The 15,389-nt window shown below is 51.7% G+C and carries 15 protein-coding genes; 8 read left to right on the forward strand and 7 right to left on the reverse strand.

Features of this window, described 5'->3' with window-relative positions:
- Positions 1-372: 372 nt before the first annotated feature.
- Positions 373-1,281: a prohibitin family protein gene (locus QUE34_RS18120; protein WP_000646925.1), complete on the forward strand. Its 909-nt coding sequence runs from the start codon at positions 373-375 to the stop codon at positions 1,279-1,281.
- 45 nt (positions 1,282-1,326) lie between these two features.
- Here the strand turns inward: QUE34_RS18120 and tkt are convergent, their stop codons facing one another.
- Positions 1,327-3,318 (reverse strand): transketolase, encoded by a 1,992-nt coding sequence (gene tkt / locus QUE34_RS18125; RefSeq protein WP_000098632.1) that lies wholly within the window; start codon positions 3,316-3,318, stop codon positions 1,327-1,329.
- Between the two features lie 277 nt (positions 3,319-3,595).
- On the opposite strand from tkt, the gene loiP reads away from it, so the two are divergent.
- Positions 3,596-4,354 (forward strand): metalloprotease LoiP, encoded by a 759-nt coding sequence (gene loiP, locus QUE34_RS18130; RefSeq protein ID WP_001299420.1) that lies wholly within the window; start codon positions 3,596-3,598, stop codon positions 4,352-4,354.
- A 141-nt stretch (positions 4,355-4,495) separates the two neighbouring features.
- Here loiP and speB read toward each other — a convergent pair whose 3' ends face one another.
- The 6 genes from speB to yqgD form a co-directional block, all read right to left on the reverse strand.
- The gene (gene speB, locus QUE34_RS18135; RefSeq protein WP_000105566.1) at positions 4,496-5,416 is read right to left on the reverse strand and encodes an agmatinase; all 921 of its coding nucleotides are present in this window, start codon (positions 5,414-5,416) and stop codon (positions 4,496-4,498) included.
- A 135-nt stretch (positions 5,417-5,551) separates the two neighbouring features.
- A complete protein-coding gene (locus QUE34_RS18140) occupies positions 5,552-6,283 on the reverse strand; it encodes a hypothetical protein (protein WP_103253868.1) in 732 nt (243 codons plus the stop codon).
- 145 nt (positions 6,284-6,428) lie between these two features.
- Entirely contained in the window at positions 6,429-8,405 is a 1,977-nt protein-coding gene (speA, locus tag QUE34_RS18145; protein ID WP_286338869.1) for a biosynthetic arginine decarboxylase, read from the reverse strand.
- Positions 8,406-8,413: 8 nt separating this feature from the next.
- Entirely contained in the window at positions 8,414-8,545 is a 132-nt protein-coding gene (gene yqgB / locus QUE34_RS18150) for an acid stress response protein YqgB (protein ID WP_001360961.1), read from the reverse strand.
- A 93-nt stretch (positions 8,546-8,638) separates the two neighbouring features.
- Positions 8,639-8,782, reverse strand: a complete 144-nt coding sequence (gene yqgG, locus QUE34_RS18155) for a small protein YqgG (RefSeq protein ID WP_001297404.1) — start codon at positions 8,780-8,782, stop codon at positions 8,639-8,641.
- A gap of 110 nt (positions 8,783-8,892) precedes the next feature.
- Positions 8,893-9,144: a protein YqgD gene (gene yqgD, locus QUE34_RS18160; RefSeq protein ID WP_001446113.1), complete on the reverse strand. Its 252-nt coding sequence runs from the start codon at positions 9,142-9,144 to the stop codon at positions 8,893-8,895.
- A gap of 55 nt (positions 9,145-9,199) precedes the next feature.
- Here yqgD and metK point away from each other — a divergent pair, with 55 nt between their 5' ends.
- From metK to gshB, 6 genes are all read left to right on the forward strand, one after another.
- Positions 9,200-10,354 carry a methionine adenosyltransferase gene (metK, locus tag QUE34_RS18165; protein WP_001062128.1) on the forward strand — a complete coding sequence of 385 codons (1,155 nt, stop codon included), beginning with the start codon at positions 9,200-9,202 and terminating at the stop codon, positions 10,352-10,354.
- Positions 10,355-10,840: 486 nt separating this feature from the next.
- Positions 10,841-12,235, forward strand: a complete 1,395-nt coding sequence (gene galP / locus QUE34_RS18170; protein ID WP_001352953.1) for a galactose/proton symporter — start codon at positions 10,841-10,843, stop codon at positions 12,233-12,235.
- A 76-nt stretch (positions 12,236-12,311) separates the two neighbouring features.
- On the forward strand, positions 12,312-12,809 hold the full coding sequence (locus QUE34_RS18175) for a SprT family zinc-dependent metalloprotease (RefSeq protein WP_046080680.1): 498 nt from the start codon (positions 12,312-12,314) through the stop codon (positions 12,807-12,809).
- A gap of 94 nt (positions 12,810-12,903) precedes the next feature.
- A complete protein-coding gene (gene endA, locus QUE34_RS18180; protein WP_000286513.1) occupies positions 12,904-13,611 on the forward strand; it encodes a deoxyribonuclease I in 708 nt (235 codons plus the stop codon).
- A 79-nt stretch (positions 13,612-13,690) separates the two neighbouring features.
- Positions 13,691-14,422: a 16S rRNA (uracil(1498)-N(3))-methyltransferase gene (gene rsmE, locus QUE34_RS18185; RefSeq protein WP_001222509.1), complete on the forward strand. Its 732-nt coding sequence runs from the start codon at positions 13,691-13,693 to the stop codon at positions 14,420-14,422.
- A gap of 12 nt (positions 14,423-14,434) precedes the next feature.
- Positions 14,435-15,385 carry a glutathione synthase gene (gene gshB, locus QUE34_RS18190; RefSeq protein ID WP_000593273.1) on the forward strand — a complete coding sequence of 317 codons (951 nt, stop codon included), beginning with the start codon at positions 14,435-14,437 and terminating at the stop codon, positions 15,383-15,385.
- The last annotated feature ends 4 nt before the right edge of the window (positions 15,386-15,389 follow it).

Genomic DNA, 15,389 nt, shown 5'->3' on the forward strand with positions numbered 1-15,389 from the left:
TTATCCTTATTTTATTTTTAGGGTACCGTCCGGCGGTAAAAATAAAATACTCGTGCGATTTAATGAAAGCAATTGGGCACGCGAGAAGAAAAAAAACATGAACCAAAATAATAAAATGTTAAATAACAACAACATGAAATTTATACTTATAAAGTCAAGTTTGTGTTTGCTATGTTTATCACAAAACCAATGTTTTATCTGCCTATGTATTTGTGATGCATATCTCTATTTATCTATTGAATGTTCGAAAACATACTTTTTTAGCCGATGTTTTTCGCTCTCCCCCTTTATAGATTCTGAATTCTCACCTGTTGGCTGTTTTCTCCTCACCTCATGTGACATATTCCCACGCTTTACTCAAGGAAGATTCTCATGAAAGCACCTGTTTCAATAACCTCATTTCGCCCACAAAAATCTATTGCTATCGCCATTGGCGTGCTTACCGTGGTTGTGCTGCCATTTCTCTCGTATTACACCGTTAATGAAGGTGAACGCGGCATTTTGCTGCGCTACGGAAAAATCGTAAAAGTTGCCGAGCCGGGTCTGGGTTTTAAGATCCCTTTTATGGAAAGCGTAGAGAAAATTTCCACGCGTAATCAGGCTGTGGTTTATCAGGGATTACAGGCCTACAGCCGCGACCAGCAACCGGCACAAATGACAGTATCAGTCAGCTTCCACATTAAACCTTCAGAAGCAGGCGCGGTTTATACCACCTACAACACCATTGAAGCATTAAAAGATCGTCTGATTGTCCGTCAGTTGCCAACTCAACTGGAGAACGTTTTCGGCCAATATACCGCCATCAGCGCGGTACAGGATCGTACAAAACTGGTTCAGGATCTGCAAAATGCAATGCGTAAAGCCGTTGTTGGCCCGGTGGTGATTGATGGTGTCCAGATTGAAAATATTGATTTTTCTGACGCTTATGAAAAATCGATTGAAGATCGAATGAAAGCAGAAGTCGCCATTGCCACACGTAAGCAAAATCTGGAAACAGAGAAAATCCAGGCGCAAATAGCGGTAACTCAGGCCCAGGCAGAAGCAGACAGTAAACTGGCGGCAGCCAAAGCAGAAGCTGAGACTATTCGCGTAAGAGGCGCGGCAGAGGCTGAAACTATTCGTTTAAAAAGTGCGGCTGAAGCAGAAGCGATCCGCCTGCGCGGTGAAGCTCTGCGGGATAATCCCGGACTTGTTGCCCTCACCACTGCTGAGCGTTGGGACGGTAAGCTACCCGATACCATGATCCCCGGCAGTACAGTTCCGTTTATCTCTACTAAGTAAAAAAAGGGCCGCTTTCGCGGCCCTTCTCACAAAGCATCTTACCGATTACAGCAGTTCTTTTGCTTTCGCAACAACGTTGTCAACGGTGAAGCCGAACTCTTCAAACAGCAGCTCTGCCGGAGCAGATTCACCGAAGGTGGTCATGCCGACGATAGCACCGTTCAGGCCAACATACTTGTACCAGTAGTCAGCAATGCCAGCTTCCACCGCAACGCGTGCAGTAACCGCTTTCGGCAGTACAGACTCACGGTAAGCCGCATCCTGCTTGTCGAATGCGTCGGTAGACGGCATGGAAACCACGCGCGCTTTCACGCCTTCAGCAGTCAGTTTTTCGTAGGCAGCAACCGCCAGTTCAACTTCAGAACCGGTAGCGATGAAGATCAGTTCCGGCTGACCGGCACAGTCTTTCAGCACATAACCACCGCGCGCGATGTTTGCCAGCTGCTCTTCAGTACGTTCCTGCTGCGCCAGGTTCTGACGGGAGAGGATAAGCGCAGTCGGGCCGTCCTGACGCTCAACGCCGTATTTCCACGCGACCGCGGATTCAACCTGGTCACACGGACGCCATGTGGACATGTTCGGGGTCACGCGCAGAGAAGCGACCTGCTCTACCGGCTGGTGAGTCGGGCCATCTTCGCCCAGACCGATGGAGTCGTGGGTGTAAACCATCACCTGACGCTGTTTCATCAGCGCAGCCATACGTACGGCGTTACGTGCGTATTCCACGAACATCAGGAAGGTGGAGGTGTACGGCAGGAAGCCACCGTGCAGGGAGATACCGTTAGCAATCGCGGTCATACCGAACTCGCGAACACCGTAGTGGATGTAATTACCCGCAGCATCTTCGTTGATTGCTTTAGAACCAGACCACAGGGTCAGGTTAGACGGTGCCAGGTCAGCAGAGCCGCCGAGGAATTCCGGCAACAGCGGGCCGAACGCTTCAATCGCATTCTGAGACGCTTTACGGCTGGCGATTTTCGCCGGATTAGCCTGCAGTTTAGCGATGAATTCTTTCGCTTTGGCATCGAAGTCAGACGGCATTTCGCCTTTCATACGGCGGGTAAATTCAGCGGCTTCCTGCGGATAAGCTTTGGCGTAAGCAGCGAATTTCTCGTTCCATGCGGATTCTTTCGCCTGGCCTGCTTCTTTCGCATCCCACTGAGCATAGATTTCAGACGGGATTTCGAACGGTGCATATTTCCAGCCCAGCTGTTCGCGGGTCAGGGCAATTTCAGCGTCGCCCAGCGGCGCACCGTGGGAGTCGTGCGTACCGGCTTTGTTCGGTGAACCGAAACCGATGATGGTTTTGCACATCAGCAGGGACGGTTTGTCAGTCACTGCGCGCGCTTCTTCTACTGCGCGTTTGATGGATGCCGCGTCATGACCGTCGATGCCGCGAATAACGTGCCAGCCGTAAGCTTCGAAACGCATTGCGGTGTCGTCGGTGAACCAGCCTTCAACGTGACCATCGATAGAGATACCGTTGTCATCGTAGAACGCAATCAGTTTACCCAGCTTCAGCGTACCCGCCAGAGAGCAAACTTCATGGGAGATGCCTTCCATCATGCAGCCGTCGCCCATGAAGGCGTAGGTGTAGTGGTCGACAATGTCGTGACCTGGACGGTTAAACTGCGCCGCCAGCGTTTTTTCTGCAATCGCCATACCGACTGCATTGGCAATACCCTGGCCCAGCGGACCTGTAGTGGTTTCCACACCAGCGGTGTAACCCACTTCCGGGTGGCCCGGAGTTTTGGAATGCAGTTGACGGAAGTTTTTCAGTTCTTCCATCGGCAGATCGTAACCGGTGAGGTGCAGCAGGCTGTAGATCAGCATGGAGCCGTGGCCGTTGGACAGCACGAAGCGGTCACGGTCAGCCCAGGACGGATTCTGCGGGTTGTGTTTCAGGAAATCACGCCACAGGACTTCGGCAATGTCAGCCATACCCATAGGGGCACCCGGGTGACCGGATTTGGCTTTCTGTACTGCGTCCATGCTCAGCGCACGAATAGCATTGGCAAGCTCTTTACGTGAGGACATTTTGACTCCAGATCGGATGATGAAGGGCACGCCCTTAACGACTTGACGACAGCGCGTTTTGGGCTACGCCGGAAAATTTGCCAACAATTTACCGCAAGCCGCGCGTCATGTACATGGAACATCCTTTTACCGCTTCAGAAATCTCTGGATCATGCTCGCATGTTGCGCAATCTACTCGCCCGTCCGCTGCGCTTTTCCTTATACTGAGACTGAGCATCGATTCACCTGCAAACGGTGCATTTTTAGAATAATCCTGACCTTGTGCGGAAGAGAAAACATGAAAATTCGCGCCTTATTGGTAGCAATGAGCGTGGCAACGGTACTGACCGGTTGCCAGAATATGGACTCCAACGGACTGCTCTCATCAGGAGCGGAAGCTTTTCAGGCTTACAGTTTGAGTGATGCGCAGGTGAAAGCCCTGAGCGATCAGGCATGTCAGGAGATGGACAGCAAGGCGACGATTGCGCCAGCCAATAGCGAATACGCTAAACGTCTGACAACTATTGCCAATGCGCTAGGCAACAATATCAACGGTCAGCCGGTGAATTACAAAGTGTATATGGCGAAGGATGTGAACGCCTTTGCAATGGCTAACGGCTGTATCCGCGTCTATAGCGGGCTAATGGATATGATGACGGATAACGAAGTCGAAGCGGTGATCGGTCACGAGATGGGGCACGTGGCGTTAGGCCATGTGAAGAAAGGGATGCAGGTGGCACTTGGTACAAATGCCGTGCGAGTAGCTGCGGCCTCTGCGGGCGGGATTGTCGGCAGTTTATCGCAATCACAGCTTGGTGATCTGGGCGAGAAATTAGTCAATTCGCAATTCTCCCAGCGCCAGGAAGCAGAAGCCGATGATTATTCTTACGATCTTCTGCGCCAACGCGGCATCAGCCCGGCTGGTCTTGCCACCAGCTTTGAAAAACTGGCGAAACTGGAAGAAGGCCGCCAAAGCTCAATGTTTGACGACCATCCGGCATCCGCCGAGCGCGCCCAGCATATTCGCGATCGTATGAGCGCGGATGGGGTTAAGTAAAGCCTGGTGGTGCCGAACGTAGGTCAGATAAGGCGTTCACGCCGCATCTGACATGAATGGCACATTTGTTACCCTGTCCGCAATGCCGGATGCGATGCTGACGCATCTTATCCGGCCTACGGGCGACATCGCATCTGGCGCTTACTCGCCCTTTTTCGCCGCCTGAATATACAGCATCTCCAGCGCCAGCGTCGCTGCTGCCAGAGCGGTGATTTCCGACTGATCGTATGCCGGAGCCACTTCCACTACGTCCATCCCAACAATGTTGAGATCTTTCAGGCCACGTACCAGTTTAATGGCGCGATCGGAGGTCAGGCCGCCGATCACCGGCGTACCGGTGCCCGGCGCGAAAGCAGGATCCAGGCAGTCGATATCAAAGGTCAGGTAAACTGGCATATCACCTACAATCTGTTTCACCTGGGCGATAACGTCATCCACGCTGCGATCGTTCACCTGGCAGGCGTCCAGTACGGTAAAGCCGTTGTCTTTATCAAACTCGGTACGAATACCAATCTGTACGGAGTGATTCGGGTCGATCAGACCTTCTTTCGGCGCGGTATAGAACATGGTGCCGTGGTCAAATTCACAACCGTTCGCATAGGTATCGGTGTGGGCGTCAAAGTGTACCAGCGCCATTTTGCCGAAATGCTTCGCATGAGCACGCAGCAGCGGCAGGGTAACAAAGTGGTCACCACCGAAGGAGAGCATACGCTTACCGGCAGCCAGCAGCTTTTCGGCATGCGCCTGCAGCTTCTCGCTCATCTCACGAGCATCGCCGAAGGCATACACCAGATCGCCGCAGTCCACCACGTTCAGACGCTCGCGCATGTCGAAATTCCACGGGAAGCGGTTGTGTTCCCAGGCCAGATTCGTCGAAACCTGACGGATCGCCGCTGGACCGTGGCGTCCACCCGCACGACCAGAAGTGGCCATATCGAACGGCACGCCGGTAATTACCCAGTCAGCATCGCTGTCATACGGCTGGAAGTTCATCGGCAGGCGTAAAAAACCAAAGGCGTTGGAAACCAGTGAGTTATCGTATTGATGACCTAAGGTGCTCATGGGTGGACTCCTATTACAAAGTCGATATAAAAAAACCCTTCCGCGTCGTTAGGCCCGACGAGGAAGGGTTGGATTTGCGAAACACAATTTTGTGCTAATTATCGCCTTAAATGGGCGAGGCATCAAGCGAGGTTACTATTTCCGACACGGTGGCGGCGCATAGCCATTGTTGTCCGCCGGAAACGCTTGTCCAGAGCACGGTGGCAGCGCGTTTTGCGCTGGGCCTTGTAATTCAAAGGCGGCAAAGCCGATTACACCGGTATTACGCACATCGCCTTGCGCCGAATTGGCTGCGTAGGAATCCGCAACGTTGGCGAACTGAAAAGCCGCTTCGGTATGTTTATCTTTGCGGAATCCTTTAATCGCCAACGAATCCCCGGCATTCACAATATAGCCGTTGTTATTCAGGGAACCTTGTTTACCATTGAGAACATCCAGGCCATCAACTGTCGCAACGATCTCGTAGTTGGTGTTACGACTGTAATTGCGGACATATAATTGGTAATTCATTCCTACTCTGGCATGGACTATATAGCGTAGTTCTTTACCTGATGAATTATAAACCCGCGTAATAGGTAGAGAATTAAAATTACCATCGCGAATAGCATATTCAAGTTCGTTAATACGAATGCTATAAACGCGGTCGTAGCCGGAAGGAACATTAGTCGAATAACTAATAACGATCATCTCTGCCGGATCGCGCCAGGCTCGTTCAGCAGATACGCCCTGAACCGTTGAGTGCACATCCCCACCCCAGGCGGTGCCGACATTGCCCGATGCACTGCTATTATACTGCGCATTACTGGAACAACCGGCCAGCAGCACGACTAATGCCACCAACGCGCTACGTACTTTCCATTTTTTCATAACCGTTCCCTCTGCATTTAATTAATGCAGCGATTGTAGGGAGATTATTCAATAAGGAAAGCAGCTAAATTATTTTTAAGAATATATAAAAAGAAAGCGGGCCGATTTACGTAAATAAATCGACCCGATAGCGGAATAATCTTAATTATTCATCTTCAAGATAGGTATAACCGTACAAACCTGCCTCGAACTCTTCCAGGAACTGTTGTTGCAGTTCAGCATCAAGATCGGTTTTCTTCACTTGATCACGGAACTGGGTTAACAGCGTTTTCGGATCGAGCTGTACATATTGCAGCATGTCCGCCACGGTATCGCCTTCGTCAGACAGTTCCACTTCTACGCTACCATCAGGGAAGACGAACACATCAACCGCTTCGGTATCACCAAACAGGTTGTGCATGTTGCCGAGGATCTCCTGATATGCGCCGACCATAAAGAAACCGAGCATCGGCGGATTCTCTGGATCGTACTCCGGCATAGGCATTGTCGTGGCAATACCATCACCATCGATATAGTGGTCGATGGCACCGTCAGAGTCACAGGTAATATCCAGCAGCACGGCGCGCCGCTCCGGAACTTGATTCAGCCCTTCCAGCGGCAATACCGGGAACAACTGGTCGATCCCCCATGCGTCCGGCATCGACTGGAACAGCGAGAAGTTGACGTACATTTTGTCCGCCATACGTTCCTGCAATTCGTCGATAATCGGGCGATGTGCGCGGTTTTGCGGATCCAGCTGCTTTTGCACTTCATGACACATGCTCAGATAAAGCTGCTCAGCCCACGCGCGTTCTTGCAGGTTGTAAGTGCCCGAAGAATAGCCGATATGAATGTCGTGCAAGTCCATCTGGCTGTCATGTAACCACTCACGCAGAGAACGGCGAGTTCCCGGTTCGTGCATCTCCTGCCAGGTTTCCCACATGCTTTGCAGCGCGCGCGGCGCGTCTTCTGCTGGCGCGGTCGGCATCGTGTATTCGTTACGTTCCACGCCGATGATATTCGACACCAGCACGGTGTGATGCGCAGTCACCGCACGACCTGATTCGGTGATTACTGTCGGATGCGGCAGACCATTTTCTTCACACGCATCGCCAATCGCCCAAATGATGTTGTTGGCGTATTCATTGAGGCCGTAATTCACTGAACAGTCGGACTGCGAACGAGTACCTTCATAGTCCACACCCAGACCGCCGCCGACATCAAAGCACTGAATATTGACGCCCAGCTTGTGCAGTTCCACATAGAAACGCGCGGATTCACGAACGCCCGTGGCGATATCGCGAATATTCGCCATCTGCGAACCGAGGTGGAAGTGCAGCAGTTGCAGGCTGTCGAGACGTCCGGCTTCACGCAGGGTTTCAACCAGTTGCAGTACCTGAGTCGCCGCCAGGCCGAACTTCGATTTTTCCCCGCCAGAAGACTGCCATTTGCCAGAACCTTGAGACGCCAGACGCGCGCGCACGCCCAGACGAGGAACGACATTCAGACGTTCTGCTTCATCCAGCACAATGGCGATTTCTGACATCTTCTCAATGACCAGATAGACCTTATGGCCCATCTTCTCGCCAATTAATGCCAGGCGGATATATTCGCGGTCTTTATAACCATTGCAGACGATGACGCTACGGGTCATGCCAGCATGCGCCAGTACCGCCATCAACTCAGCTTTGGAACCGGCTTCCAGGCCCAGCAGTTCGCCCGAATGAATCAGGGATTCAATCACGCGGCGGTGCTGGTTAACTTTGATCGGATAAACGAGGAAGTAATCGCCGTTATAGCCGTAGGATTCCCGCGCACGTTTGAACGCGGCGTTAATGGAACGCAAACGGTGCTGCAGGATCTGTGGGAAACAGAACAGTGCAGGCAGACGCTGACCCTGTGCTTCACGAGTTTTCACTAACTGCGCGAGATCGACGCGAGCTTCCGGGACGTCCGGGTCCGGGCACACGCTAATGTGGCCCAGCTCGTTAACGTCATAGTAGTTATTGCCCCACCAGGCAATATTGTAAGTACGCAGCATCTTGCTGGCTTCCTGGGAGCTCATTGCAACCTCCTGCATGGAGCGTAGTACACCGTGTTCGCCCGCTGACGAAGGCAAACTCATAGACATGTCGTCAGACATAGCGAACCTCAAATTATTTTATTAAGTGTAAAACAGTTAACGACTATCGCAGCCTGGGACTGCGATAACAACCCATAAGCACACGGATTTTCCAGCAAAGTATGCTGACGCTCCGACTGCGCAACCGGTTTCTTTTTCATAACATTATTAAACACATAACCGAACGTAAGTGTGACAGTTCGGCGAAACCACGAGAAAACTCTTGTTTTTACAAGAGCGCCCTTGTTCAGTCCTCAGTAACTGTAACCAGCTCTTGAATCCTGAGAAGCGCCGAGATGGGTATAACATCGGCAGGTATGCAAAGCAGAGATGCAGAGTGCGGGGAACGAATCTTCACCAGAACGGTGAGACAGGTTAAGCAGCAGACAACGGTTCATTATTTCGTATCACCTCCACGGCCGCCTGTTAAGACGAACCCACAAGCCAAAACTCTGATTTCAACCCGGCTGGAAGTGGCAACACGAAAGAAACGTCGTGTGCTTTTTATTTAAGCCGCGCGCCGCGTTTTATACCCCACAATGGCAGAAAATTGCAAAAGATAAATACTCAGAATGCCAGCATTGTCAGGAAAAATTTCCAGCCACGTTTTTAACAGAATGAGACACGATTCAAAAAAAAGTGGAAATCGGGTGAAGAATTGACCTAAAATAGCCATCCAGATGTTAATCCATCCATACCGATTAACACTCAGACTGCCAGTGTTTTTAACCTGCAGAGTCGTGGTAGGATCCGCTACCACAGAAAATCCACACAACAGTTTGAGCTAACCAAATTCTCTTTAGGTGATATTAAATATGGCAAAACACCTTTTTACGTCCGAGTCCGTCTCTGAAGGGCATCCTGACAAAATTGCTGACCAAATCTCTGATGCCGTTTTAGACGCGATCCTCGAACAGGATCCGAAAGCACGTGTTGCTTGCGAAACCTACGTAAAAACCGGCATGGTTTTAGTTGGCGGTGAAATCACCACCAGCGCCTGGGTAGACATCGAAGAGATCACCCGTAACACCGTTCGCGAAATTGGCTATGTGCATTCCGACATGGGCTTTGACGCTAACTCCTGTGCGGTCCTGAGCGCTATCGGTAAACAGTCCCCTGATATCAACCAGGGCGTCGACCGTGCCGATCCGCTGGAACAGGGCGCGGGCGACCAGGGCCTGATGTTTGGCTACGCAACCAATGAAACCGACGTGCTGATGCCAGCGCCTATCACCTATGCACACCGTCTGGTTCAGCGTCAGGCTGAAGTACGTAAAAACGGCACTCTGCCGTGGCTGCGCCCGGACGCGAAAAGCCAGGTGACTTTCCAGTATGACGACGGCAAAATCGTTGGTATCGATGCTGTAGTACTTTCCACTCAGCACTCTGAAGAGATCGACCAGAAATCGCTGCAAGAAGCGGTAATGGAAGAGATCATCAAGCCGATTCTGCCCGCAGAATGGCTGACTTCCGCAACCAAGTTCTTCATCAACCCGACCGGACGTTTTGTTATTGGCGGCCCGATGGGTGACTGCGGTCTGACTGGTCGTAAAATTATCGTTGATACCTACGGCGGCATGGCACGTCACGGTGGTGGTGCGTTCTCTGGTAAGGATCCATCAAAAGTGGACCGTTCCGCAGCATACGCAGCACGTTATGTCGCGAAAAACATCGTTGCTGCTGGCCTGGCCGATCGTTGTGAAATTCAGGTTTCCTACGCAATCGGCGTGGCTGAACCGACCTCCATCATGGTGGAAACTTTCGGTACCGAGAAAGTGCCTTCTGAGCAGCTGACCCTGCTGGTACGTGAGTTCTTTGACCTGCGTCCATACGGTCTGATTCAGATGCTGGATCTGCTGCACCCGATCTACAAAGAAACCGCAGCATACGGTCACTTTGGTCGTGAACATTTCCCGTGGGAAAAAACTGACAAAGCGCAGCTGCTGCGCGATGCTGCCGGTCTGAAGTAATCTTTCTTCACCTGCTTTCAAAGGCCAGCTTCGCGCTGGCCTTTTTCTTTTCCAGAGAAATGCCTGATGCGCTACGCTTATCAGGCCCACAACCGCTGTCACATGTAAGTGGATAAGGCGTTCACGCCGCATCCGGCAAAAAAAAACCGCCTGCACAATAACATCATTCTTCCTGAACACGTTTTACCCTCAAATCATCACCACGACTGAAACCGATTACACCCACCACACCAGCCAAATATTTGTAATATTTTCATATTATTATTCAGTTTTCACAGCTGTTACATTTCTTTTCAGTAAAGTCTTAATTGCAGATAACTGCGTTTAATCTATGATGATATAACTCAATTATTTTCATGCACTTAAATCATAACTAAGATAAATGTTAGTGTAAGCGATTACACTGATGTGATTTGCTTCACATCTTTTTACGTCGTACTCACCTATCTTAATTCACAATAAAAAATAACCATTTTGGAGGGCATCATGCCTGACGCTAAAAAACAGGGGCGGTCAAACAAGGCAATGACGTTTTTCGTCTGCTTCCTTGCCGCTCTGGCGGGATTACTCTTTGGCCTGGATATCGGTGTAATTGCTGGCGCACTACCGTTTATTGCTGATGAATTCCAGATTACTTCACACACACAAGAATGGGTCGTAAGCTCCATGATGTTCGGTGCGGCAGTCGGTGCGGTGGGTAGCGGCTGGCTCTCCTTTAAACTCGGGCGCAAAAAGAGCCTGATGATCGGCGCAATTCTGTTTGTTGCCGGTTCACTGTTCTCTGCGGCTGCGCCAAACGTTGAAGTACTGATTCTTTCCCGCGTTCTGCTGGGGCTGGCGGTGGGTGTGGCCTCTTATACCGCACCGCTGTATCTCTCTGAAATTGCGCCGGAAAAAATTCGCGGCAGTATGATCTCGATGTATCAGTTGATGATCACTATCGGGATCCTCGGTGCTTATCTTTCTGATACCGCCTTTAGCTACACTGGTGCATGGCGCTGGATGCTGGGTGTGATTATCATCCCGGCAATTTTGCTGCTGATTGGTGTTTTCTTCCTGCCAGACAGCCCACGTTGGTTTGCCGCCAAACGCCGTTTTGTTGATGCCGAGCGCGTGCTGCTGCGCCTGCGCGACACCAGCGCGGAAGCGAAACGCGAACTGGATGAAATCCGTGAAAGTTTGCAGGTTAAACAGAGTGGCTGGGCGCTGTTTAAAGAGAACAGCAACTTCCGCCGCGCGGTGTTCCTTGGCGTACTGTTACAGGTAATGCAGCAATTCACCGGGATGAACGTCATCATGTATTACGCGCCGAAAATCTTCGAACTGGCGGGTTATACCAACACCACCGAGCAAATGTGGGGGACAGTGATCGTCGGTCTCACCAACGTACTCGCCACCTTTATCGCAATCGGCCTTGTTGACCGCTGGGGACGTAAACCAACGCTAACGCTGGGCTTCCTGGTGATGGCTGCTGGCATGGGCATACTCGGTACAATGATGCATATCGGTATCCACTCTCCGTCAGCGCAGTATTTCGCCATCGCCATGCTGTTGATGTTTATTGTCGGCTTTGCCATGAGTGCCGGTCCGCTGATTTGGGTACTGTGCTCCGAAATTCAGCCGCTGAAAGGCCGCGATTTTGGCATCACCTGCTCCACCGCCACCAACTGGATTGCCAACATGATCGTTGGCGCAACGTTCCTGACCATGCTCAACACGCTGGGTAACGCCAACACCTTCTGGGTGTATGCGGCTCTGAACGTACTGTTTATCCTGCTGACATTGTGGCTGGTACCGGAAACCAAACACGTTTCGCTGGAACATATTGAACGTAATCTGATGAAAGGTCGTAAACTGCGCGAAATCGGCGCTCACGATTAATCTCCTCAGGCTTCCTCCCGTCGCGGAGGAAGCCACCTCTTGCAGTCATCTTTTCTTCGCTCTATCCTCTGCCGCTATGAAAACATCCCGTCTCCCTATCGCCATCCAACAGGCCGTTATGCGTCGCCTGCGGGAAAAACTCGCCCAGGCCAACCTGAAGCTAGGCCGTAACTACCCGGAGCCAAAACTCTCTTACACCCAGCGCGGAACCTCTGCCGGAACAGCCTGGCTGGAAAGCTATGAAATTCGCCTCAATCCCGTTTTGCTGTTGGAAAACAGTGAAGCCTTTATTGAAGAAGTGGTGCCGCACGAACTGGCACATTTGCTGGTATGGAAACATTTCGGCCGCGTAGCGCCACATGGCAAAGAGTGGAAGTGGATGATGGAAAACGTGCTGGGCGTTCCCGCCCGTCGTACGCATCAGTTCGAACTGCAATCCGTGCGTCGCAACACCTTCCCCTACCGCTGCAAGTGCCAGGAGCATCAGCTTACCGTACGCCGTCATAATCGCGTAGTTCGTGGTGAGGCCATCTATCGCTGTGTACATTGCGGTGAACAGCTGATTGCAAAATAATCACCTGAACTATCAGGAACTTTCCTGATCTGGCTGATTGCATACCAAAACAACTTTCGCTACGTTGCTGGCTCGTTTTAACACGGAGTAAGTGATGTACCGTTATTTGTCTATTGCTGCGGTGGTACTGAGCGCAGCATTTTCCGGCCCGACGTTGGCCGAAGGTATTAATAGTTTTTCTCAGGCGAAAGCCGCGGCGGTAAAAATCCACGCTGACGCGCCGGGTACGTTTTACTGCGGATGTAAAATTGACTGGCAGGGCAAAAAAGGCGTTGTCGATCTGCAATCGTGCGGCTATCAGGTGCGCAAAAATGAAAACCGCGCCAGCCGCGTAGAGTGGGAACACGTTGTTCCCGCCTGGCAGTTCGGTCACCAGCGCCAGTGCTGGCAGGACGGTGGACGTAAAAACTGTGCCAAAGATCCGGTCTATCGCAAGATGGAAAGCGATATGCATAACCTGCAACCGTCAGTCGGCGAGGTGAATGGCGATCGCGGCAACTTTATGTACAGCCAGTGGAATGGCGGCGAAGGCCAGTACGGTCAATGCGCTATGAAGGTCGATTTCAAAGAAAAAGCCGCCGAGCCACCAGCCCGTGCCCGTGGCGCTATTGCGCGCACCTACTTCTATATGCGTGACCAGTACAACCTGACACTCTCTCGCCAGCAAACGCAGCTGTTCAACGCATGGGACAAGATGTATCCGGTTACCGACTGGGAGTGCGAGCGCGATGAACGCATCGCGAAGGTGCAGGGCAATCATAACCCGTATGTGCAACGCGCTTGCCAGGCGCGAAAGAGCTAACCTACACTAGCGGGATTCTTTTTGTTAACCCCTACCCCACGCGTACAACCGCGTGGGGAGACGACGCGGATTTTTAACTATGCGTATCCCCCGCATTTATCATCCTGAACCACTGACCAGCCATTCTCACATCGCGCTTTGCGAAGATGCCGCCAACCATATCGGGCGCGTACTGCGTATGGGGCCGGGGCAGGCGTTGCAATTATTTGACGGCAGCAACCAGGTCTTTGACGCCGAAATTACCAGCGCCAGCAAAAAAAGCGTGGAAGTGAAGGTGTTGGAAGGCCAGATCGACGATCGCGAATCTCCGCTACATATTCACCTCGGTCAGGTGATGTCGCGTGGTGAAAAAATGGAATTTACGATCCAGAAATCGATCGAACTCGGTGTAAGCCTCATTACGCCACTTTTTTCTGAACGCTGCGGCGTTAAACTGGATAGTGAACGTCTGAACAAGAAGCTCCAGCAGTGGCAGAAGATTGCAATTGCTGCCTGTGAGCAGTGTGGTCGTAACCGGGTACCGGAAATCCGTCCTGCGATGGATCTGGAAGCCTGGTGTGCAGAGCAGGATGAAGGACTGAAACTGAATCTTCACCCGCGCGCCAGTAACAGCATCAATACGTTGCCGTTACCGGTTGAACGCGTCCGCCTGCTGATTGGCCCGGAAGGCGGTTTATCGGCAGATGAAATTGCCATGACTGCTCGCTATCAATTTACTGATATCCTGTTGGGACCTCGCGTTTTGCGTACAGAGACAACTGCGCTCACCGCCATTACCGCGCTACAAGTACGATTTGGCGATTTGGGCTAACGGAGAAGAATAATGATCAAGCTCGGCATCGTGATGGACCCCATCGCAAACATCAACATCAAGAAAGATTCCAGTTTCGCTATGTTGCTGGAAGCACAGCGTCGTGGTTACGAACTTCACTATATGGAGATGGGCGATCTGTATCTGATCAATGGCGAAGCCCGCGCCCATACCCGCACGCTGAACGTGAAGCAGAACTACGAAGAGTGGTTTTCGTTCGTCGGTGAACAGGATCTGCCGCTGGCCGATCTCGATGTGATCCTGATGCGTAAAGACCCGCCGTTTGATACCGAGTTTATCTACGCGACCTATATTCTGGAACGTGCCGAAGAGAAAGGGACGCTGATCGTTAACAAGCCGCAAAGCCTGCGCGACTGTAACGAGAAACTGTTTACCGCCTGGTTCTCTGACTTAACGCCAGAAACGCTGGTTACGCGCAATAAAGCACAGCTGAAAGCGTTCTGGGAGAAACACAGCGACATCATTCTTAAGCCGCTTGACGGTATGGGCGGCGCGTCGATTTTCCGCGTGAAAGAAGGCGATCCAAACCTCGGCGTGATTGCCGAAACCCTGACTGAGCATGGCACTCGCTACTGCATGGCGCAAAATTACCTGCCAGCCATTAAAGATGGCGACAAACGCGTGTTGGTGGTGGATGGCGAACCGGTGCCGTACTGCCTGGCGCGTATTCCGCAAGGCGGCGAAACCCGTGGTAACCTGGCTGCCGGTGGTCGCGGGGAACCTCGTCCGCTGACGGAAAGTGACTGGAAAATCGCCCGTCAGATCGGACCGACGCTGAAAGAAAAAGGGCTGATTTTTGTTGGTCTGGATATCATCGGCGACCGTCTGACTGAAATTAACGTCACCAGCCCAACCTGTATTCGTGAGATTGAAGCAGAGTTTCCGGTGTCGATCACCGGTATGTTAATGGATGCCATCGAAGCACGTTTACAGCAGCAGTAACCCA

Source organism: Escherichia sp. KS167_9B (assembly GCF_030295215.1).
GTDB lineage: Bacteria > Pseudomonadota > Gammaproteobacteria > Enterobacterales > Enterobacteriaceae > Escherichia > Escherichia coli_F.

Bases quoted from the DNA above. Each gene is read 5' to 3' on its own strand.
- rsmE (WP_001222509.1), top strand. From the start codon at position 13,691: ATGCGTATCCCCCGCATTTATCATCCTGAACCACTGACCAGCCATTCT.
- QUE34_RS18120 (WP_000646925.1), top strand. From the start codon at position 373: ATGAAAGCACCTGTTTCAATAACCTCATTTCGCCCACAAAAATCTATT.
- yqgB (WP_001360961.1), bottom strand. From the start codon at position 8,545: ATGAAAAAGAAACCGGTTGCGCAGTCGGAGCGTCAGCATACTTTGCTG.
- metK (WP_001062128.1), top strand. From the start codon at position 9,200: ATGGCAAAACACCTTTTTACGTCCGAGTCCGTCTCTGAAGGGCATCCT.
- yqgG (WP_001297404.1), bottom strand. From the start codon at position 8,782: ATGAACCGTTGTCTGCTGCTTAACCTGTCTCACCGTTCTGGTGAAGAT.
- speA (WP_286338869.1), bottom strand. From the start codon at position 8,405: ATGTCTGACGACATGTCTATGAGTTTGCCTTCGTCAGCGGGCGAACAC.
- loiP (WP_001299420.1), top strand. From the start codon at position 3,596: ATGAAAATTCGCGCCTTATTGGTAGCAATGAGCGTGGCAACGGTACTG.
- speB (WP_000105566.1), bottom strand. From the start codon at position 5,416: ATGAGCACCTTAGGTCATCAATACGATAACTCACTGGTTTCCAACGCC.
- galP (WP_001352953.1), top strand. From the start codon at position 10,841: ATGCCTGACGCTAAAAAACAGGGGCGGTCAAACAAGGCAATGACGTTT.
- endA (WP_000286513.1), top strand. From the start codon at position 12,904: ATGTACCGTTATTTGTCTATTGCTGCGGTGGTACTGAGCGCAGCATTT.
- tkt (WP_000098632.1), bottom strand. From the start codon at position 3,318: ATGTCCTCACGTAAAGAGCTTGCCAATGCTATTCGTGCGCTGAGCATG.
- QUE34_RS18175 (WP_046080680.1), top strand. From the start codon at position 12,312: ATGAAAACATCCCGTCTCCCTATCGCCATCCAACAGGCCGTTATGCGT.
- QUE34_RS18140 (WP_103253868.1), bottom strand. From the start codon at position 6,283: ATGAAAAAATGGAAAGTACGTAGCGCGTTGGTGGCATTAGTCGTGCTG.
- gshB (WP_000593273.1), top strand. From the start codon at position 14,435: ATGATCAAGCTCGGCATCGTGATGGACCCCATCGCAAACATCAACATC.